Here is a 20619-nt window from a genome sequence, read left to right on the forward strand (position 1 = left end):
AATTTCAGATGGTGGTTATATAAGAAGCATCTATCAGTATGTTATTTTTTGCCATTAAACCACAATGATATCTCACTGTAGATAAAAACTTTTTTCAAACCGATTATTGGTTATCGTTTTTTTGCGTCACCACACTATTTTCTTTTGCCACTGCATTTTTTTCTTTTGCAGCAGCTCGACGGTGGCGAATAATTTCAATGACACCCGGCAGAATCGAAATAAAGATAATCGCGACTATCAGTAATTTCAAATTCTTTTGTACTATCGGTAGATCACCGAATAAATACCCTGCATAGGTAAAGAGTAACACCCATAATAACGCACCTGCCACATTATAAAAGGCAAAATGACGGTAAGACATTTTACCCATACCCGCAACGAAAGGTGCAAAGGTTCTCACGATAGGCACAAAACGCGCCAAGATAATTGCTTTTCCGCCATGTTTTTCATAAAACTGATGGGTTTTATCTAAATAGCTACGACGGAAAATTTTTGAATCTGGGTTTTTAAACAGTTTTTCACCAAAGATACGTCCAATGGTGTAGTTCACTGCATCACCAATAATTGCCGCAATAATCATCAACAATACCATGACGTGTACGTTTAAATCATTACTTGGCAATGCTGCTAACGCACCCGCGACAAATAATAATGAATCCCCGGGAAGGAAAGGCGTAACCACCAACCCCGTCTCACAGAATAGGATCAGGAATAAAATTCCGTAAACCCAAACACCATATTCGGCGACCAATTCCGCAAGATGCACATCAATATGTAAAATAAAATCAATGATAAAACTGATAAACTCCATGGGGTTCCTCATGTGGAGATTTATATTAACGACCTTTACAGCAGCTCATCCGCGAGAAATAGAGGCCCCATCACATTCTGTGGTAGGTCAAATTTTTCAGGATAATCCACGCTCACTAAATACAGTCCTTCCGCTTTGGCTGTCGCCGCCGCTTTCGTTCTATCTTTTAATTCTAGAAGATGTGCCATCCAATCAATGTCTTGATTCCCACAGCCTATCTCCAACAAACTGCCAACAATATTTCTCACCATATGGTGTACAAACGCATTGGCTTTAATATCCACAACCACATAGTTTCCGTGACGCGTTACATTAACGTGCATCACATTACGCCAAGGGCTTTTTGACTGACATTGCACCGCACGAAATGAGGTAAAATCACGCTCCCCCAGCAATGCTTGTGCCGCTTGGTGCATACGCTTTTCATCAAGGGGAAAATGAAAGTGCGTGACACCATTCGATAAAATTGCAGGTCGATAACGGTGATTAAAAATCACATAGCGGTATCGACGTGCAGTTGCACTAAAACGCGCATGAAACTCATCATCCACAGGTTTACACCAGCGAACAGCTATATCATCAGGAAGATGGGTATTTGCCCCCATCGTCCAGGCAGCCTCTTTGCGGTTAGCTGAAGTTTCAAAATGCACCACCTGCCCAGTCGCATGAACACCTGCATCCGTACGTCCTGCACAATTGACAGTGATTGGTTCCGCGGCAATTTTAGACAGGGCAACCTCAAGGCAGCCCTGTACACTTTTCACTTCTTGCTGGCGTTGCCAACCATAATAACGGCTACCGTTATACTCAATTCCGAGGGCAATGCGATGCAACTTTGGAGACTCCGACATTAGTAATACAGCTCCTGAGCCAGTTTTTCTGCTGTCTCAACTGCCATCAGCGCGCCGCCAAAACGAACGTTATCCGCCACTGACCAGAATTGTAAAATTTCCGGTATACCATAGTCGTTACGAATACAGCCAATGCTTAAGAAATCATTACCTGATGCGTCAGTCACTTGAGTTGGATAATCACCCTCTTCTGAGACCTGAATATCATCAAAACGTTCAAATTCTTCACTCGCTTCTTCTGCGCTAACTGGGCGTAGTGTCTCTAAGTGCACCACTTGCGCATTACCATAAAACACAGGTGACTGAATAAAGCTTACGGAGACTGGCAAACCGTCGTCTTGCAGCACTTTACGCACTTGCTCAACTAAACGGCGCTCTTGCACAACACTGCCTTCAGCATCCGCTAATAATGGCAGCATGTTAAAGGCTAATTGCTTAGTAAAACGCCCTTCTTCCGCAGGGATACCATTCAATAAACGTGCGCTTTGACCTGCTAATTCATCAACGGCAGCTTTACCGTACGCTGACATCGATAGCATATTGGTCAGAGTAATACGCCCTACACCAGCCGCATCCACTAATGGTTTGATAGACGTTAGTAGCTGGCTAACATAACTGTCTGCCACCGAAATAATATTACGATTACGATAATCCGCTAATACTTGCGGGTTAACACCCGGTACCACTAACGGTACATCAGGATCTAACGCAAAAACACCGCTGTTATCAATCACAATGCAGCCTTCTTGCGCCGCTAATTCCGCATACTGTGCCGCAGCTTCTTCGCCTGCCGCGAAAAAGGCAATTTGCGCCTGCGACCAATCGAAGTCCGTAACATCTTGCACTTGATAGCTTTTACCGTTGAAGCGAATACTCTCCCCTGCACTGCGCTCACTGGCTAGTAAATAAAGCTCACCAACGGGAAACTCTCTTTCTTGAAGCAGGGAAAGAATGCCTTCGCCCACTGCGCCGGTTGCCCCGAGTAATGCAATATTCCAACCTTCTGTCATGGTTTTTCCTCTAAAAAATCAAAGTGAAACAAGCTGTGATTAGTCGCTTATTTCACCTAAAAGAATCTGTTATTAAATTTTTGCGTTAAAGCCTAATTCGATCAGTAACTGGGCTGTCTCTTGGTTATCGCATTGAACTGTTAACGATGACCATTCACGGCGTTCTTGGTAGTGTTTACGTAATTTATCGAACTCACCGGAAATGCCAGCCACTGCGCGCAACGATGCATCATCACGGCGCACATCATACACGAGATGCACTAATCTTTTGAGCTGGCTTTGCGTTAATTTACCATTGAAATTAATGCAGTCGATATCCGGTTTCGGTAACAGCGATGCCAAAGATACATTCGCAGGCTTACCTAGGAATTCGCAATAAGCTTCAAAGACTTGGGTTGTTCCTCGTGCTTTACCCTCTAAAGTATAGCCTGCAATATGCGGCGTACCGATATCCACATATGCCAGTAATTCTGTATCCAGATCAGGCTCAGGCTCCCACACATCCAATACCACACTCAGCGGTTTACCTTGCTCAAGCAACTGTAATAGCGCTTGGTTGTCCACCACTTCACCACGACTTGCATTCACCAAAATGGTGCCGTCACGTAGATTGGCTAGTCGAGACTCATTCATTAAGTGGAAAGTTGAATATTCGCCCTCCATATTGAGCGGCGTATGGAAGGTTAAAATGTCAGCCTGCTCCAGTAGCGAATCGAATGGAACAAAAACTTCTTGGTCACCTTTATCTGCTCGAGGAGGGTCACATAATACGGTATTCACGCCCCACGCTTGCAGACGTTTATACAAACGCCCTCCCACATTACCAACACCCACTATCCCCACGGTTTTATCGCGCAAATCAAAGTTATCGCGTTCCGCCAGCATCAGTAATGCAGAAAAAACATACTCAACGACAGCAATGGCATTGCACCCTGGCGCTGAAGAAAATCCAATATTGGCCTCGGCAAGCCACTGGGTATCAACATGGTCAAACCCTGCTGTTGCCGTGCCGACGAATTTTACTGGCGTATTGCTCAGTAATGATTTATTCACTTTGGTAATTGAGCGCACCATTAATGCATCTGCATCAGTCAGTTCCTGTTCTGGCACTGGGCGCCCTGGTACTGCTTTAACTTCGCCTAGCTCACTAAATAGTGTTTGAGCATATGGCATGTTTTCATCAACCAAAATTTTCACGGAATTCGTCCCAATAGAATGTGTGTCATGCCCGATTTGGCTGCCACACTATACTCCAAATCGTCGATAGGCTGAATCATTTACATGACAATGCTTTTGGTTGAAATTGATAATCTATTCGGCGACATTTCATTTTTCTTTTTATTAAACAATCTTACAGATGAGTCTGACTATCTAATCTAAAGAATTTCATGTTTAATCAGCAAAACCACATTAAAAGTTATTCATTTTTCAGGAAAGCATTTATTTTGAAAGGCATATTGATTGTGAAAAAAGTATTACTGTCGCTCCCCCTAATGTGTTCGTTTTATGCCTATGCTGGCGACCTAAACTGCTCGACGGACACCATCGCCATCAACAACTTTAATAATTTCGTCTTTGCCCAAGAGCGCCCATTTAACGACTCGTTAAAAGAGATGAATTTACACACCACCAGTCAAGATGATTACATCAACAATACAGTTCAAACGAAGTTTGATGATTGTGGAGCTCTAATCGAGTTAACTAGTCATGAAGTTGTCAAATTCAGCATCCACGACAGTGTATCCGTCAAATCTATTGACATGAGCATGAAAAAAAATGGTCACGGTTGGGATTACAAATCCGCATTTAAACTGTCTGTTATTAATCAAGATAATGTTGAAAAAACTATCTTGCAGCAAAAAATGAACGGGAAGTTTTTCACTGATCAGAATGGAAAAATAACCGAAGCCAAAGATTCTTCTTATACAACGACGCTCGACAAAGAGCGCATGTTAACGAGAGCTGTCACCACTTTTTTAACAGATGATAAGGGAAGATTGTCTGAATCCAACCGAGTCAGTACGCTAGAAAATGATAGTGTGAAAACAGCCTTCCTCTATGATGCGAAAAATCGCTTAGTTCGCATGCAGTCTGACTCAACCGTCAAAGAGTTTACCTATGATGATGATGACAGAATGTTAACCAACAAAACCATTGAAGAATTTTTTACCACCGAAACAACCGCGACCACCTGTAACAGCTGGAATACGTTAGGAAGGTGCACCGACGCGGAAAAAAAGATCACCACATTAATTAAAGATGAACACGGAGGGAAAGATAGCGTGTACAACTACCACGCTAATATCAAATACAATTATGTATATTGATTTTCCCTCTACTATGGGGTCAACTCTTTCATCCGAAACCGGTCTGGAGTGACCCCTGAAATTTGCTGGAACATCGCAATAAATGCAGATGCCGAGCTATACCCCACATCCAAAGCAACTTCATGGACACTTTTACCTTTATCCAATCCAGCCACTGCATGTAAGTAACGTAGTCGCTGGCGCCACTCGCTGAATGACATACTCAGCTCTTGTTGGCAACGGCGAGATAATGTTCGCTCCGAGGTATAAGCCCGCTTTGCCCACTGGGCAAGCGTTGTATTATCCGCAGGATCTTGCTGTAGCTCCGCTAAAATCGGCGCTAACAATTTATCTTTGCTGGTGGGTAAATAGGTATCTTGGCATGGCGAAATAGCAAATTGGTCAATCAATACCTCCCCCAAACGAATATCCTGCTCGGTTTCGGGCTGAACAATGCCCCGTTGATACATATCCGTCATGATCGTATGGAAAATGGGGCTTAATCGCACAACACATGCCTTACTGGCAAGTCGCGGTGTATAAGATTGGGCAAAATCAATAATCCGAAATTTGACACTCTGCTTATTAAAACTCGCATGTTGGGTATTAGCGGGGATCCAGATGCAAAACTCTGGCGGTGCCATATAATGTTTGCCTTCCACTTCCATTTCCATAATCCCGCAGACCACATACAGCAATTGACCAAAGGTATGGGAATGGGATTTGTATTCGGTTTGCTGGTTGATTTGTTCATGACGCAAGGCAATAAATTCAGGCTCAATAATATTGCATTCGTTAATTTGCAGAACATCATTTTTTAAATTATTCATAGGCTGTCTGAAAAGCGTTATCGATTGTCTGAATATCAGTATATATAATATTTCGGACAGATGTATACTCCTGTGACTGATTAGGGAGAACGTTGTTAATGAAATATTTCCTGTTTCCGCTGACCGCGGTTTTATTATGGTCCATAAATGCCATCGTCAACAAAGCCGCTGCAACGGCGATTGACCCTGCTGCCATTTCGTTTTATCGCTGGGCTCTGGCATTTTTAGTCATGACCCCATTTGTTCTGCGCTCGGTACTGCGCCACGCCAAAGTGGTTAAGCAACATTGGTGGCAACTGGCCATCTTAGGTGCTTTGGGGATGATGCTGTATCAAAGTTTGGCTTACTATGCCGCACATACGGTAAGCGCGACATTTATGGGGGTTATGAACTCATTTATTCCGCTATTAACTGTGGTGATCAGTATTTTTGTTTTGAGGGTGATCCCAACCGTTGGGATTGTTGTTGGTTCCGTTCTGTCTCTGTTTGGATTGGCTTGGTTAGTCAGTCAAGGGAACCCAAGTTCATTACTGGATAATGGATTGGGTCAAGGTGAATTGCTGATGATCGTCGCTTCCGCCGCTTATGCCTTGTACGGGGTATTAACTAAGCGTTGGTCTATTCAGCTATCGAGTTGGGATTCACTGTACGTACAAGTCTTCTTTGGGGTTTTATTATTAATTCCAAACTTCTTGATGGCAGATGATGTGAGCCTTAACAGCAATAATATCGGGTTAGTTTTATTCGCAGGGATTGCCGCATCGATTCTGGCTCCAGCAATGTGGATCCAAGGCGTGCTCCGCTTAGGCGCCAATACCACCTCTATCTTTATGAACCTCGCGCCGGTATTTACTGCCATTATCGCGGTATTCACACTTGGGGAAGAGTTAAAGAGTTACCACTTAATTGGGGGCGGAATCGTGTTACTCGGTGTGATGTTAGCTCAACAACTGCGCACCCCGCTCACTCAGCTATTTTCTCGCAAGAAAAAAGCGTTAGAAGAAGAGACTTGCCAGTAAGCCACATTAATAGTTCGATTGATTAAAAGCCCCATAAATCTACTTCAATGTTATGGGGCTTTGTTTATTTTATGTCTAATTGGTTTTACCACTAAGCTTTCTTCGGTGCCCGGCTCGCCTTCAAAGTGATACGTACCAACAGGCCTCCGAGATGCTCACTCTTTAACAGCTGCAATTCTGATCCGTGATAACTGGCGATATCTTTTACAAGCGCCAAACCCAACCCTGAACCTTCCAGCCCTTTGGCATTATTCAAGCGCATGAAGGCTTTTAATGAGCGGTGAATATATTTATTTTCGATACCAGGTCCTGAGTCTTCAATTTCCAACTTGATCATCGACTTATGACTTTCATCTGCAATAATACGTACCGTAACAACTCCCTTCTCTGGGGTATATTTAATCGCATTATCGATTAAGTTCGCACACATTTCCGCCAGCAAAATAGCATCCCCTTTCACCCAACAATGTTCTAGCCCCTCATAGCCTAAATCAATCTGCTTACTTTCGGATTGCCCTAAGCGGGTAAAACAGACTTGCTGAACAATTTCGACCAAATTAACTGCACGATAAAGCCTGATCGCCTCTTTTTCGTGCTCTTTTAAACGGGCAAGCTGCAATAACCGATCAGTTAATACAATGGTGTTATCCAAAGTTTTATTAATCGCCTGCAAACTTTGCTGTTTCTGTTGCTCATCATCGCTATTAAGAGCCACCGAAACTTGAGTTTTTAATACGGCTAACGGGGTTTTTAATTGATGGGAAGCATCTGCACTGAAACGCTCTTGGCGTTTTAACATACGCCTTAATCGCTCCACATAGCGGTTCAATGCATCCACCAGAGGCGAAAGTTCTGACCATGGCAACACATTCGGGATTGGAGTTAGGTCATTCGCGGCACGACCCAACATGAGATTAGAAAGTTTTTTCAACGGTGTTAATAACTTACGTAATAGCAAATACGCCAATATCAGTGTCACAACCACCACAGTACCTTGGCTCATCAAAGCCGAGATCAGCAATTGATTGGCAAAATCTTGCCGAGCATACACCGTTTCAGCGACGCGGATCTCCACCATGCCTTGGATCCCACCTTCATTAATCGGTTGGAAAAAGGTCGCTACGCGAATGGGAAGCCCCATATATTCCGCATCATAAAAGTAGACTAAGGCCGTGTAATGTTGAGAGCGCATCCAGTAAGGGGGGATTGGTGGTAGGTCATCATAGCCAGAAATGGTTTCCCCATGAGGGGCGATGACTTGGTAAAACAGACGGTCATTGTTGTTCAGTTCAAAGCTATCGAGTACCACGTAAGGCACATTCACGGAAAGATGTTCATCCACAACTTGTAATCGCTCCGCCACCGTTCTCGCCGACGCCAGTAATGTCCGGTCATAGGCGAGGTTTGCGGCGTTTTTAGCACTATAATAGTGGGTATAAACGGAGAAACTTCCCAACAAAATGAGGGGGATACCGAAGAAAAGCAGCAACTGATGAAAGAGAGAGCGTGGATGAGAGACTAATTTCATACACTACACTGCTCTAATCGGTATCCCAATCCGCGTAAAGTATTGATATTAATATCTGAACCCGCGAGTTTTTTACGAACTCGATGTACATACAGTTCAATACTTTGTAAATTGGCTTCATCCGACAGTGAGAATACCTGTTCAAATAATTGTGTTTTTGAAACAGGTCGCCCTCTGCGATGAAAAAGTGTATTCAATACCGCGTATTCTCGCGGGGTTAAACCTAGCGGCTCCGCCTTCAGTGAAAAATAACCCTCGTCATGAAAACAGAGATCACCGAAACATTGGTCGCTATTCGCATTCCCTTGGCTACGACGTAATAGCGCGCGCACTCGGGCTTCTAACTCGGCAATATCAAAGGGTTTAGTCAGGTAATCATCCGCCCCTGCATTCAGCCCTTTTACCCGGTCAGCCACATCTGAATTCGCCGTTAATAGCAGCACAGGTGTTTCTTGATGCCGCTTGCGCATCTGGGCTAATACATCCAAACCACTCATCCGTGGCAATGAAACATCCAATACCACCAACGAATAATTTTCAGTTTGTAATAACTGGTCAGCACTATAGCCATCACTGGCAATATCAACAGCAAATCCCGATGCGGTTAAGGCTTTTTGTAACCACAATGACAACTCGTCATGATCTTCAACCAATAACATTCTCATCCGTCGCCCACTCATTATGATTATTTATGCGTATAAGTTGGCACTCTCTCGATTGAATGAAAAGTGTTAAACATGATTTTTACCAAAGCTATCACAACTATCCTTCGTTAACCTGCTGCCATAAATAAAAATTAACATTAAATTAACAAATATAAGAAGGGATAATATAAAACAATCTGATATGTATCACATAAAAATAATTTTGTTTGTTAATGAAAGGTAAATGAAAGGTTCTCAATACAATGATGAGTGGCGAACAAACATCGCCCACAGTTATTTATCTACAAAAACATATTCATCTACAACGGCATATCCATAACGACATAACCAACAACAACCAAGTAACTTAATTATTGTCTAGTGAGGAATGAAGTATGAAGAAGTTCACAATCAATACCTTAGCTGCAGCAATTTTTTTAGTTGGCGTTAACCAAGCAATGGCGTTACCCGAAAGAACCGAATGTATTGCCCCAGCCAAACCTGGCGGTGGCTTTGACTTAACCTGTAAACTCGTTCAAGTCTCCATGCTGGAAACCAAAGAAATCGAAAAACCGATGCGTGTAACTTACATGCCAGGTGGAATTGGTGCCGTTGCCTACAATGCCATTGTGGCTCAACGCCCAGCTGAGCCGGGAACCATCGTCGCATTCTCTGGTGGCTCCTTACTCAACCTTGCACAAGGTAAATTTGGTCGTTACAACGAAAATGATGTTCGCTGGCTAGCGAGTGTTGGCAGTGACTATGGCATGATTGCCGTGCGTGCAGACTCCCCTTATAAAACCTTAGGCGAACTGATGGACGCCTTCAAAAAAGATCCAAACAGCATTGTCTTCGGTGCAGGTGGCTCCATCGGTAGCCAAGATTGGATGAAAACGGCGTTGCTCGCCAAAGCGATCGATTTAGACCCACGAAAAATGCGCTATGTTGCTTTCGAAGGCGGTGGCGAAACACTGACAGCCCTGTTAGGTAACCATATCCAAGTGATCTCCGGTGATATCAGTGAAATGACCCCCTATATCAGTGACGGAAAAATCCGCATCCTTGCGGTATATGCGGATAAACGCCTACCGGATGGGCTCGCTAATATCCCAACCGCTAAAGAGCAAGGCTATGACATAGTTTGGCCAATCATTCGCGGATTTTACATGGGACCAAAAGTGTCCGATGCGGATTACAATCAATGGGTTGAAGCCTTCCAAAAATTACAACAAACCGACGAATTTAAAAAGCAGCGTGAATTACGAGGCTTGTTTGAATACAACTTATCGGGCCCAGAACTGGACGCTTACGTGAAAAAAGAAGTTGAGAACTACCGTGAGCAAGCGCGTTCCTTCGGGTTAGCAAAATAACGGAGTCACCATGAGCCAACGCATATTTGCCATAGTCTGGCTAATACTGTGTGGTATCGGGCTATATATCGGCTGGGGCATCCAAAGTGAGTTTACCTATGAACCACTGGGCCCCCGCCCCTTCCCGATTGCCATACTGTCATTAATGACCCTGTGCGCACTCGCACTCCTGCTGGGTCGCCAAGAAGCGGTTGAATGGCCAAAGCCCTATGTCTTGCGCCGTTTAGTCTTGTTAATCATTGCATTAGTTATTTATGCATGGGCGTTTGAGTGGTTAGGATTTCCATTATCGACCACTTTGTTGACCATCAGCGTTGCCCTGTTATTTGGTGCAACCCCGATAGCCGCCCTGATTTCCGGTCCAATCCTAGGCATTTCCCTATTCTATGCCTTTGACCGATTACTCGATGTGACATTGCCAATCGGCGAGCTTTTTAGCTAAGGAGAAAAGTATGGAAACGTGGATGTATTTATCTCAAGGCTTTGAGGTCGCGCTGATCCCTCAAAACATTATGATTGGGCTGATTGGCTGCTTTATCGGTACCATTGTCGGTATGTTACCGGGTCTTGGCCCAATTAACGGTGTCGCAATTCTATTGCCATTGGCATTTGCACTAAAGTTACCGGCTGAATCTGCCCTAATTTTGTTGGCAACCGTTTATTTAGGCTGTGAGTATGGAGGACGAATTTCCGCCATCCTATTGAACGTTCCCGGTGACGCTGCGGCGATCATGACCACGTTAGATGGTTATCCGATGGCGAAGCAAGGTCAAGGCGGTATCGCGCTCTCGATTTCTGCCGTCAGTTCATTTATCGGTTCCACTATTGCGATTGTTGGGATCATTTTATTTGCACCTTTACTGGCACAATGGTCACTCGCATTTGGTCCTGCTGAATATTTCGCATTGATGGTTTTTGCTATCGCGTGTTTAGGCAGTATGATGAGCCAAAATCCCGTCAAATCGCTACTCGCAGCGTTGATTGGTTTGGCGCTAGCAACTGTCGGTGTCGATGCCAACTCTGGGGAATACCGCTTTACCTTTGACAGCGTTAACCTATCCGATGGCGTCCAGTTTATCGTCGTGGTTATTGGTCTGTTCTCTGTCAGTGAAATATTACTCATGCTAGAAAGCACGGCAACAGGACAAGGATTGATCCGCAAAACGGGTCGAATGTTATTTAGCAAGAAAGAAGCCAAGGCCTGTGCTGGTCCAACGTTACGCTCCTCATTTATTGGCTTTTTTGTGGGGATTTTACCGGGTGCAGGGGCGACTATCGCTAGTGCCATCACCTATATGACAGAGAAAAAAATTGCGGGGGATAAAGGGACATTTGGTGAAGGGGATGTTCGCGGTGTCGCGGCACCTGAAGCCGCCAACAACGCCTCTGCCTGTGGGTCATTTATTCCGATGTTAACCCTCGGTGTTCCGGGTTCAGGCACGACGGCAGTAATGATGGGGGCGCTGACTCTGTATAACATCACCCCAGGTCCAGGCATGTTTACTGAACAACCACATATCGTTTGGGGATTAATTGCTGCACTGCTTATCGCTAACGTCGTGTTGTTGGTAATGAATATTCCGCTCATCGGTTTATTCACTCGTATGCTCACCGTGCCACTGTGGTTCTTAGTCCCTGCCATTGCTTGTGTCTCTGCGGTGGGCGTTTACGCCGTACACAGCACCACTTTTGACCTACTGTTAATGATGGGGCTTGGGGTCTTCGGCTATATCTTGCGGAAGATGAATTTCCCGCTATCTCCGCTGATCCTCGGGTTTGTTTTGGGTGAAATGTTAGAACAAAACCTGCGACGCTCGTTATCTATCAGTAATGGGGATTTTAATATTCTCTGGAGTAGCACTATTTCTAAGAGCTTATTAATTCTGGCGGTGCTGGTTCTGGTGTTACCACCGATTGTGAAGCTTATTCGCAAACGTCGCCATCAAACCGCGCAAGCCTAATTCCAAATTGTACGTTATGACTGTCAGGCTTCGCCCCATGAAAATGGGGCAGGTCTACTGATAAATCCCCCTAGTAAAAATGCATTACTTAGGTGCGATACCATTACTTTCGTGAAAATTGGACGCATAAAACCCCTAGAATCACTAAACCAATACCCACCACTTTCTCAATTGGAATGGGATTTCGATTCATGCCAAACCAGCCAAATTGCTCAATAAGCGCGGAAATAATTAATTGACCCGCAATCACCAAAACAAAGAATGTCGTACTGCCAATCTTAGGGACTAAAATCAAAGCCGAAGTGAGATAGAGCATCCCTGCGATACCACCAAACCAGATCCAGATGGGTTGATTAAATAACTCGGTACTAAAATGGGGTTTTGGTACTTTAAAAATAATTAATAGTGGAATTAACACAATTAAACTGATCACAAGCGATGTCGCGCTCGCCCACAATGGGTGACCTAATTGCCGAGCAAGTATGGCATTACTTGCTGCTTGGATTGGTACAACTGCACCTGCCAATAATGCAACAAAGGCAAGTATGATACTTGTGATTGAAAATGCTGACATCGAAACCTCTTCATTAATATTGACTTAAGTTGATTGGTTGCCATAGTAAAGAGAGATAACGACATTGGAAAATGAACAATTTTATAAGGCACTATTCGTAGGATGAATAACTTAAGAAAATTAGATTTAAATCAACTCGTGACGTTGTCAGTCTTATTACGGGAACGTCATGTCAGCCGAGCGGCAGAAGCTTTACATAAAAGCCAGCCCGCGGTCAGCCATGCATTAAATCAATTGAGAGACATTTTTCAAGACCCATTATTGGTTCGCCGTGAAGGCCAATATCAATTAACCAGCAAAGCTGAGTCTCTTTGTCTCCCATTAAATGAAGCATTAAACCAGTTAGATGGTTTGATTGCCCAAAAACAGTTTTCTCCACTCAGCTGCCAAAGACGCTTTAATATCGCGATGTCCGATTATGGCGCGGCTTTAATTACTGTAAAACTGGTTTCTTATTTACGCAAATATGCACCCAATATTGACCTCAATATCTGGCATTGTAGTCGGGAAGAAATGCAAAATAAATTGCATGAAGGGAGCTTAGATTTAGCATTCGGTATATTTAATACTCTAGATTACTCGTTACGAAATCAAACTGTTTTTACTGATAAATTTGTCAGTCTCGTTGATCATCAGCTCGGTTCACAAGGCAAAATGGATTTAGTTGATTGGCTATCCCATCCCCACATTTTAGTGAGTATGAAGCCTTTTGATGCTAACGAAATAGACCATCAACTCCAATTAATTAACCAACAGCGCCGTGTTGCCGTGACTGTGCCTTACTGGCAAATTGCCCCCCAATTATTAACAGGAACTGACTTGATCCTAACGGTGGCGGAAAAAGCGATACCTCAATCCATGTTAGGCAAGTTTACGTTATTTGCGCCGCCACTACCTCTTCCTGATTTGGATTTCCAAATGGTATGGCACCAACGTAGTGATACTGATAAAGCATTAGAGTGGTTTAGAGGCATTATCGCTGAACAATTAAAAGATGACCGCGAGTTTTATGGCGAAAACGAGGGTTAACAAGGGGCAGGATTTCTACTATCTATCAGAATTTATAAAAAAAGCGAAAGCCTTGGCTCTCACTTTTTTCTTCACTTGACCTATCCTAGATGTCTTGTTTCGGATAGCCCTGCTCACGTAACCATTCGCGACCCACATCAATGGTTGGTGTTTGTACAATAAAGACAAACAAGGCACCGATCATACCGCCTAACAATGCACCGCCTAGAAAACCACCTGAAAAGAAACCAAAGAAAAACAGCATAAAAGCTAATACAGCAGAAAGTAAAACCGCGAGTCCAGTGAGTTTCCAATATTTTGCGCCCATGCGTTTTTTATCTTCTTTTAGGCATTGACGAAATAGGCGTCCTTGCTCTTTTCTCTCTAATCCTGCTAATTCCGGAACACTCTTCGCCGTCCAATACGCCATCTTTTTTACCTTTCTTTTTGATTAAATGCTGTGTCATGCATTTATAAACAATTTGGCAATAAAAGACTCGTGGATAATTCTGATAACCTTAAATAGCGATAAGAAACGACGTGCTACTTAACGTCATTTTTTCCTAATGTGTATAATTTAGTATCATGAAAATCCAGCTCCTCGGCTATCACTTCTTCTGGGATATTTACATTCAGCCTTTGTAGCACCTTTTCTTTATGCAATGGGAATGGCATGTCAACATTACGCACAGTTTTTAGCAACGCACTGAATTTACTGCGAATGTAGTTAACGACTACGGTACCTAAAATCTTAATATCCTGCTTTAAAACCGCCATATTAAATCGAGTTATGTTCATTTTAATTCCTCAACGTGAATGAATATTTGAGTCGATATCATGTCACTATTTTCATTACGGTAATTTAATAAAATGATGATTATGGTGGCGGCAATCATTAAGCCATAAAAAAAGCGAGAGCCTTGGCCCTCGCTTTCTATTTAGTGCATTTCAGTGAATGAAACTTACGCTTTGTATTTGCTCATCACTAACGTTGCGTTAGTACCACCGAAACCGAAGCTGTTAGACATCACTGTGTTCAGCGCTTGCTCAGTTGGTTTGGTGATGATGTTCAAGCCTTTCGCTTTCTCATCTAAATTTTCAACGTTAATGCTTGGTGCGATAAAACCATGCTCTAACATCAGCAAGCTATAAATCGCTTCTTGAACGCCCGCTGCACCTAAAGAGTGACCTGTCATCGCTTTGGTTGCAGAAAGTGCTGGGCAATCATGACCAAACACTTCTTGGATAGCTTCTAACTCTTTAGTATCACCGACTGGCGTTGAAGTACCGTGTGTGTTGATGTAATCGATTTTATCAACACCCTGCATTGCCATTTGCATACAACGCACTGCGCCTTCGCCAGATGGAGCCACCATATCAGCACCGTCTGAAGTTGCGCCGTAGCCAACAACTTCGGCGTAAATGTGTGCGCCACGTGCTAATGCGTGCTCTAACTCTTCAACCACGACGATACCGCCACCGCCTGCAATAACAAAACCATCACGGTCTTGGTCATACGTTCTTGATGCTTTTGATGGAGTTTCGTTGTACTTAGTCGACAGCGCACCCATTGCATCGAACTCACACGTCATTTCCCAGCTCAGTTCTTCACCGCCACCCGCAAACACAACATCTTGTTTACCCAGTTGGATCAGTTCAACCGCGTGACCGATACAGTGCGCAGAAGTTGAACATGCAGAGCTGATTGAGTAGTTAACGCCTTTGATTTTGAACGGTGTTGCTAAGCAAGCAGAAATACCGGAAGCCATTGCACGAGTCACCATATATGGGCCCACACCACGCAGACCTTTTGCACGCATACCGTCAGAACCAGCTACTTGGTTACGTGGGGAACCACCACCAGAGCCAACAACAACACCCGTACGCAGGTTAGACACTTGGTCTTCCGCTAAACCTGAATCTTTAATCGCCTGTTCCATTGACAGGTAAGCATAGACAGAGCAATCACTCATGAAACGGCGGACTTTACGGTCAATCAGACCTTCAGTATCCAGCTTTACATCACCCCAGACATGGCTACGCAGCCCTGCCTCTTTAAATTCTTCTGAGAAAGTGATCCCGGAACGACCTTCCTTCAGAGAAGCCAGTACTTCTTCCTGGTTATTACCAATGCTGGAAACAATACCTAGGCCAGTTATGACTGCACGCTTCATTCGTTACCTCATGTCTATAATTATATGATTACGGGATTACAGGTGTCACTTTAGCTTACACTTGTACGCTGAACAAGTCCGATCAGGGTAAATATTTGTATTTTTTTTATCATGACACAAATAAGGCTTTTATGTGACGGTAGCCTTACAGTGATATCAGCGTTAGAATTTGAATATGATTTTGCAATAACGGGCTTAAACGTGAAAAAGACAGCTGTACAAACCGCTCACCTCAGTTGGAATGAGGAAGGCACACCGATTTCAGAACAGTTTGAAGACATCTATTTTTCTAACCAAAATGGCTTAGAAGAGAGTCGCCATGTGTTTTTGCAGGGAAACCATTTTCCACAGCGATTTCTAACACACCAAGATGAAACTTGTGTGATTGCCGAGACAGGATTTGGTACCGGATTGAATTTTCTCGCTTTATGGCAGGTCTTCAATCAATTCAAAACCGAAAATCCCAATGCAAAATTACAACGATTACATTTTATTAGCTTTGAAAAATACCCGTTATCAAAAGCCGATTTAATCGCCGCGCACCGTTGTTGGCCTGAATTAGCTGAGCTCTCAGAGCAATTGTGTGAACAGTGGCCACCCGCCCTACCCGGTAACCATCGAATTATTTTAGAAAATGGCGCAATCACCCTCGATTTATGGATTGGTGATGTAAATACGCAAGTATCCATACTTAATGACAATTTAAACAACAAGATAGATGCATGGTTTTTAGATGGTTTTGCACCGTCCAAAAATCCGCAGATGTGGAGCGAACAGTTGTTCGCTGCAATGGCAAAATTTGCGCGTAAAGGCGGTACATTTGCCACCTTTACGGTAGCCGGATTTGTCAAACGCGGATTACAACAAGCGGGCTTTACTATCATGAAGACCAAAGGATTTGGTCAAAAGCGTCAAATGCTGACGGGAGTACTAGAAAATAATCTGACTCGCCCGATGGCACCTTGGTTTGCGCGTCAACCCGCATCTCATACTGATGATATCGCGATTATTGGCGGTGGAATTGCCAGCCTCGCCTTAGCCAATTCACTCAAAAAACGCGGGGCGAATGTCACGATTTATTGTCAAGACCAGCATGTCGCGCAAAACGCATCTGGAAACCGTCAAGGCGCAGTCTACCCTCTCTTAACCGGGAACGATAATGCCTTAGAACGCTTTTTTGTCAGTGGTTTCCCGTTTGCAACTCGTTTTTATCAGCAACTTAGTACGCAAGGTATCGAATTTAATGGGCAATGGTGCGGGGTAAGCCAAATGGCGTATAACCCTAAATCCACAAAAAAAATCGATAACATGCTGCAAACTGACTGGCCAGAAGAATTTGCCGTTGGTAAAGATAGGCAACAACTCAGTGAACTTAGTGGTGTGGATGTCAATCATCGAGGTATTTATTACCCTACTGGTGGCTGGATCTGCCCTGCGCAATTATGCGAAAGCTTAGCGCAAAAACTCACTGAAGAAGGCGTTAATTTCCACTTTGGTCTGTCAGTCACCGACTTACAGCACTCAGAGGAAAGCTGGGAACTGACATTCGATAACCAGCAAACTGCCCATCATCAAACCGTGGTGATTGCCAATGGCCACTTACTGAATCAGTTTGAGCAAACGAAAAACTTACCTATCACGCCTGTGCGTGGTCAAGTCAGCCATATCCCAACAAACCCGGCATTGCAGCAATTAAAAACCGTGCTGTGCTTCGAAGGCTATATGACACCAGAAGATGCTACAAACCAGCATCACTGCTTGGGGGCTAGCTACCAACGAGATAATTTGAGCCTTGAATACTCCGAGGAAGAGCAGAAAGAAAATCTGCAAAAGCTGCTCACCAGCCTACCGGATGTGGATTGGGCGTCGCAGGTGGATATCTCCGACCAACAGTCACGCCAAGGGATCCGCTGCGTGATCCGCGACCATATGCCACTACTTGGTAATGTGCCTGACTTCGATGCCCTGATGCAGCAATATGCGAATTTCCCCGAGCAACTTCACCGTCAACAACCTGTTGAACTCTCTCCAGCCTATCCTAATCTGTTTGTGTTCGGAGCATTAGGAGCACGAGGGCTTTCCACTGCACCACTTTGTGCTGAAATCCTCGCCGCTCAAATTTTTGACGAGCCGATGCCTGCCGACGATGACGTGCTTGCCGCATTACATCCAAATCGTTTTTGGGTGAGAAAACTGCTGGCGGGACGTCCAATCACGACGAAAGAGGCGTGAACAAAAGAAGCATAAACGAAAAAGGGCTTCCATTTGGAAGCCCTCAGAACGAAGTAATATTGAGATTAATTCACGCTCAACTGCATGGCACAGCGATCAATGCTTTGAAACCCTGCATCCACTTCGTGTTGCAAGATATCTTGTAATTCGCGCGTCAATTGCGCCTCTTCCATTATCGAAAAACCAAGGCGCTGATAATACGGCGCATTCCACGGAATATCACGAAATGTGGTTAGTGTAACCTGACCAATCTGTTGGGACTGAGCGAACTCAATAACCTGCTGAATAAGCCGCTTACCTAAGCCCTGCCCTTGCGCTGACTGCTGAACTGAAAGCTCCACAATATGCAGGCTATCGCTCAAATGCTCCGCCATAATAAAACCAACAGGCTGATCATGATTATCCACAGCGAGCCACTCTAAGCCATTCGCAATACACTCAATATGGTTTTCTTCCGGTTGAACTTCACCTTGGGCAATCCAATCAAACTTCGAATGCCCAGCAAAAGTCTGCCCCGCAGACGCTTCTACCTCAGGTAAAAATTGGGCATCTTCATGGGTTGCTAATCGAATAGAATACATGCGGTCAATAGAGTCCATAAAACTAACGCACGGTATCTAACAATGTTTTCCACATGCCCAGCACCAAAATTTGGTCTGGCGGGGTCAATTCACCTGCTTTGATGGCGTTTTGGATACTCAGCTCAACGCGCTGATACAGTGCATCAACACTGGTTTCGTTCTCTTCTTCCAGCTCTGCTACAGCAAGGGTTAAGTGACCACGCAGATAGCCACCAGCAAACAGCTCATCATCGCTGGCATGTTCAACCATATCATCAATTTTTGTCAGTATGCGTGTTTCAAAATCCGCAAGCATGCTTAATCCTTACTGTAGTGAGTGATTCTATTAGGCGAAAATATCTTCCGGATAAGGGAACAATTCCGCGCAAAGTGGGGGTGTATTGTAAAACGATTGTAACGCATTAATAAAGCGCAGTGGTCTCTCTGGAATACCTTTTTCAAGGTACTCCATCACTTGACCATGCACTTTGCGCATAAAGGCGATACGGTCAGGTTCAAAATCCCCTTCCAAGTTGTCACAACTCACATTAAATGGGATACCTGTTGCCACACAGAAAAACCAATCCAATGCTTGAGGTTTGATTTCGACCACTTCAAAGTCACACTGAGTTTTTTCATCGCGACCATCTGGGCAGTACCAATAACCGTAATCCACTTGCTGGCGGCGTTTTTCCCCCGCAATGCACCAGTGAGAAATTTCATGGAGTGCACTGGTAAAAAAGCCATGTGCAAACACAATTTGGTTGTATGGTGTGGTGTCATCGGCAGGTAAATAGACAGGCTCATCGTCCCCTTTTACCAATTTGGTATTGTACTCTTCGCCGAAACACTGTTCGAAAATATCAATAAGTTGCTGATAATGATGTTGGGTCATGGAACGCTTAAATTATCTTAAAATAATGTGAGAAACCAAGCTTTAATCTCGTCACCGTGGCTGTCATTTAACAGCTTAATACTCATTAAGAGTGAAATCACGACGATCATCGGCCTGATAAGTTTTTGTCCTTTGGTTAACACTAAGCGAGCGCCAAGTCTCGCACCAACCATTTGGCCGGCAAGCATAACAAAACCGAGTACCCAAAGAACATGACCTCCGATAATAAAAAAGATCAAAGATCCGAAATTGGAGGCGAAATTTAACAATTTAGCATGGGCGGTAGCTTTGGCGAGGTTATACCCTAATAGCAGGACATAAGCGAGCGCTAAAAATGAGCCAGTTCCTGGACCAAATGCCCCATCATAAAAGCCGATACTCATCCCCGCAGCAACCCCAAAGATTGGCATGCTGACGCGCTGAGGTCTATCTTGCACACCCAAAGAGGGTGTGAGTAAGAAATAGAGCCCGACACAGATGACCATTACAGGTAACAGCTGTTTCAAAAATGCGGTATCGATGGATTGAATTAAAATTGCCCCGAGCATTGCCCCTATTATGGTCATGACCACCGGGAAAATTTGCTCTCGCAAATTAATGGCTTTACGTCTTGCAAAATAGAGTGTGGCAGAGAATGAACCGCCAATGGCTTGTAATTTATTGGTCGCCAAGGTTTCGACAGGGGTGATCCCCACAGAAAGCAGCGCAGGAATCGTCAGTAAACCACCGCCCCCAGCGATAGAGTCAATAAAACCAGCAAGTAGAGCGACAAAAAACAGCAGAGCGTAAACTTCAGGCGCAACGGCGGTAAGCCAATCCATTTCACATTCCAGATAAGTAAACTAT

22 protein-coding genes are annotated in these 20619 nt (G+C 44.1%); 7 read left to right on the top strand and 15 right to left on the bottom strand.

Annotated features, from left to right (window positions below; genetic code table 11):
• Positions 1-103: 103 nt before the first annotated feature.
• The 4 genes from HFU86_RS12190 to pdxB form a co-directional block, all read right to left on the bottom strand.
• Positions 104-811: a DedA family protein gene (locus tag HFU86_RS12190; protein WP_132495464.1), complete on the bottom strand. Its 708-nt coding sequence runs from the start codon at positions 809-811 to the stop codon at positions 104-106.
• 35 nt (positions 812-846) lie between these two features.
• Positions 847-1662 carry a tRNA pseudouridine(38-40) synthase TruA gene (truA, locus tag HFU86_RS12195; RefSeq protein WP_036952686.1) on the bottom strand — a complete coding sequence of 272 codons (816 nt, stop codon included), beginning with the start codon at positions 1660-1662 and terminating at the stop codon, positions 847-849.
• Positions 1662-2672: an aspartate-semialdehyde dehydrogenase gene (locus HFU86_RS12200; RefSeq protein WP_187129349.1), complete on the bottom strand. Its 1011-nt coding sequence runs from the start codon at positions 2670-2672 to the stop codon at positions 1662-1664. Before HFU86_RS12200 ends, truA begins: the two co-directional genes overlap by 1 nt.
• A 72-nt stretch (positions 2673-2744) precedes the next feature.
• On the bottom strand, positions 2745-3869 hold the full coding sequence (gene pdxB / locus HFU86_RS12205) for a 4-phosphoerythronate dehydrogenase PdxB (protein ID WP_187129350.1): 1125 nt from the start codon (positions 3867-3869) through the stop codon (positions 2745-2747).
• Positions 3870-4135: 266 nt separating this feature from the next.
• On the opposite strand from pdxB, the gene HFU86_RS20180 reads away from it, so the two are divergent.
• Positions 4136-4999, top strand: a complete 864-nt coding sequence (locus HFU86_RS20180) for a hypothetical protein (protein WP_336431770.1) — start codon at positions 4136-4138, stop codon at positions 4997-4999.
• An 11-nt stretch (positions 5000-5010) separates the two neighbouring features.
• Here the strand turns inward: HFU86_RS20180 and HFU86_RS12215 are convergent, their stop codons facing one another.
• On the bottom strand, positions 5011-5808 hold the full coding sequence (locus HFU86_RS12215) for an AraC family transcriptional regulator (RefSeq protein ID WP_187129352.1): 798 nt from the start codon (positions 5806-5808) through the stop codon (positions 5011-5013).
• 98 nt (positions 5809-5906) lie between these two features.
• Between HFU86_RS12215 and HFU86_RS12220 the strand changes: the two genes are divergently transcribed.
• Entirely contained in the window at positions 5907-6827 is a 921-nt protein-coding gene (locus HFU86_RS12220; RefSeq protein ID WP_187129353.1) for a DMT family transporter, read from the top strand.
• Between the two features lie 91 nt (positions 6828-6918).
• On the opposite strand, the gene HFU86_RS12225 is transcribed toward HFU86_RS12220, so the two are convergent.
• Together HFU86_RS12225 and tctD are read right to left on the bottom strand one after the other, a co-directional pair.
• Positions 6919-8355: a sensor histidine kinase gene (locus HFU86_RS12225; RefSeq protein WP_036952669.1), complete on the bottom strand. Its 1437-nt coding sequence runs from the start codon at positions 8353-8355 to the stop codon at positions 6919-6921.
• A complete protein-coding gene (tctD, locus tag HFU86_RS12230; protein ID WP_132495474.1) occupies positions 8352-9020 on the bottom strand; it encodes a transcriptional regulator TctD in 669 nt (222 codons plus the stop codon). The genes HFU86_RS12225 and tctD overlap by 4 nt, the downstream gene beginning before the upstream one ends.
• A 374-nt stretch (positions 9021-9394) precedes the next feature.
• Between tctD and HFU86_RS12235 the strand changes: the two genes are divergently transcribed.
• Genes HFU86_RS12235 through HFU86_RS12245 form a run of 3 tightly spaced genes read left to right on the top strand, consistent with a single transcriptional unit; the run spans position 9395 to position 12330 of the window.
• Complete coding sequence (locus tag HFU86_RS12235) at positions 9395-10369, top strand: Bug family tripartite tricarboxylate transporter substrate binding protein (protein ID WP_108478573.1); 975 nt, start codon at positions 9395-9397, stop codon at positions 10367-10369.
• 10 nt (positions 10370-10379) lie between these two features.
• Positions 10380-10811 (top strand): tripartite tricarboxylate transporter TctB family protein, encoded by a 432-nt coding sequence (locus tag HFU86_RS12240; RefSeq protein WP_036952661.1) that lies wholly within the window; start codon positions 10380-10382, stop codon positions 10809-10811.
• 10 nt (positions 10812-10821) lie between these two features.
• Positions 10822-12330, top strand: a complete 1509-nt coding sequence (locus HFU86_RS12245) for a tripartite tricarboxylate transporter permease (protein WP_036952658.1) — start codon at positions 10822-10824, stop codon at positions 12328-12330.
• A 103-nt stretch (positions 12331-12433) separates the two neighbouring features.
• Here HFU86_RS12245 and HFU86_RS12250 read toward each other — a convergent pair whose 3' ends face one another.
• A complete protein-coding gene (locus tag HFU86_RS12250) occupies positions 12434-12904 on the bottom strand; it encodes a DMT family transporter (protein ID WP_132495476.1) in 471 nt (156 codons plus the stop codon).
• Positions 12905-13006: 102 nt separating this feature from the next.
• On the opposite strand from HFU86_RS12250, the gene HFU86_RS12255 reads away from it, so the two are divergent.
• Positions 13007-13933, top strand: a complete 927-nt coding sequence (locus HFU86_RS12255; RefSeq protein ID WP_187129354.1) for a LysR family transcriptional regulator — start codon at positions 13007-13009, stop codon at positions 13931-13933.
• Positions 13934-14018: 85 nt separating this feature from the next.
• Here the strand turns inward: HFU86_RS12255 and HFU86_RS12260 are convergent, their stop codons facing one another.
• The 3 genes from HFU86_RS12260 to fabB form a co-directional block, all read right to left on the bottom strand.
• The gene (locus HFU86_RS12260; protein WP_187129355.1) at positions 14019-14342 is read right to left on the bottom strand and encodes a hypothetical protein; all 324 of its coding nucleotides are present in this window, start codon (positions 14340-14342) and stop codon (positions 14019-14021) included.
• 113 nt (positions 14343-14455) lie between these two features.
• Positions 14456-14710 (bottom strand): hypothetical protein, encoded by a 255-nt coding sequence (locus HFU86_RS12265; RefSeq protein WP_132495480.1) that lies wholly within the window; start codon positions 14708-14710, stop codon positions 14456-14458.
• Between the two features lie 164 nt (positions 14711-14874).
• A complete protein-coding gene (fabB, locus tag HFU86_RS12270; protein WP_036952643.1) occupies positions 14875-16086 on the bottom strand; it encodes a beta-ketoacyl-ACP synthase I in 1212 nt (403 codons plus the stop codon).
• A 201-nt stretch (positions 16087-16287) separates the two neighbouring features.
• Between fabB and mnmC the strand changes: the two genes are divergently transcribed.
• Positions 16288-18318 (top strand): bifunctional tRNA (5-methylaminomethyl-2-thiouridine)(34)-methyltransferase MnmD/FAD-dependent 5-carboxymethylaminomethyl-2-thiouridine(34) oxidoreductase MnmC, encoded by a 2031-nt coding sequence (gene mnmC, locus HFU86_RS12275; protein WP_336431771.1) that lies wholly within the window; start codon positions 16288-16290, stop codon positions 18316-18318.
• Positions 18319-18383: 65 nt separating this feature from the next.
• On the opposite strand, the gene HFU86_RS12280 is transcribed toward mnmC, so the two are convergent.
• Genes HFU86_RS12280 through HFU86_RS12295 form a run of 4 tightly spaced genes read right to left on the bottom strand, consistent with a single transcriptional unit; the run spans position 18384 to position 20594 of the window.
• A complete protein-coding gene (locus HFU86_RS12280; RefSeq protein ID WP_108478569.1) occupies positions 18384-18917 on the bottom strand; it encodes a GNAT family N-acetyltransferase in 534 nt (177 codons plus the stop codon).
• Positions 18918-18921: 4 nt separating this feature from the next.
• A complete protein-coding gene (locus HFU86_RS12285; RefSeq protein WP_036949376.1) occupies positions 18922-19194 on the bottom strand; it encodes a YfcL family protein in 273 nt (90 codons plus the stop codon).
• A gap of 30 nt (positions 19195-19224) precedes the next feature.
• Complete coding sequence (locus HFU86_RS12290) at positions 19225-19773, bottom strand: elongation factor P hydroxylase (protein ID WP_036949374.1); 549 nt, start codon at positions 19771-19773, stop codon at positions 19225-19227.
• Between the two features lie 17 nt (positions 19774-19790).
• Entirely contained in the window at positions 19791-20594 is an 804-nt protein-coding gene (locus tag HFU86_RS12295) for a TSUP family transporter (protein WP_132495486.1), read from the bottom strand.
• Positions 20595-20619: the final 25 nt, after the last annotated feature.

This window comes from Providencia sp. JUb39 (genome assembly GCF_012272845.1).
In the GTDB taxonomy this organism is placed as follows: Bacteria; Pseudomonadota; Gammaproteobacteria; order Enterobacterales; family Enterobacteriaceae; genus Providencia; species Providencia lanzhouensis.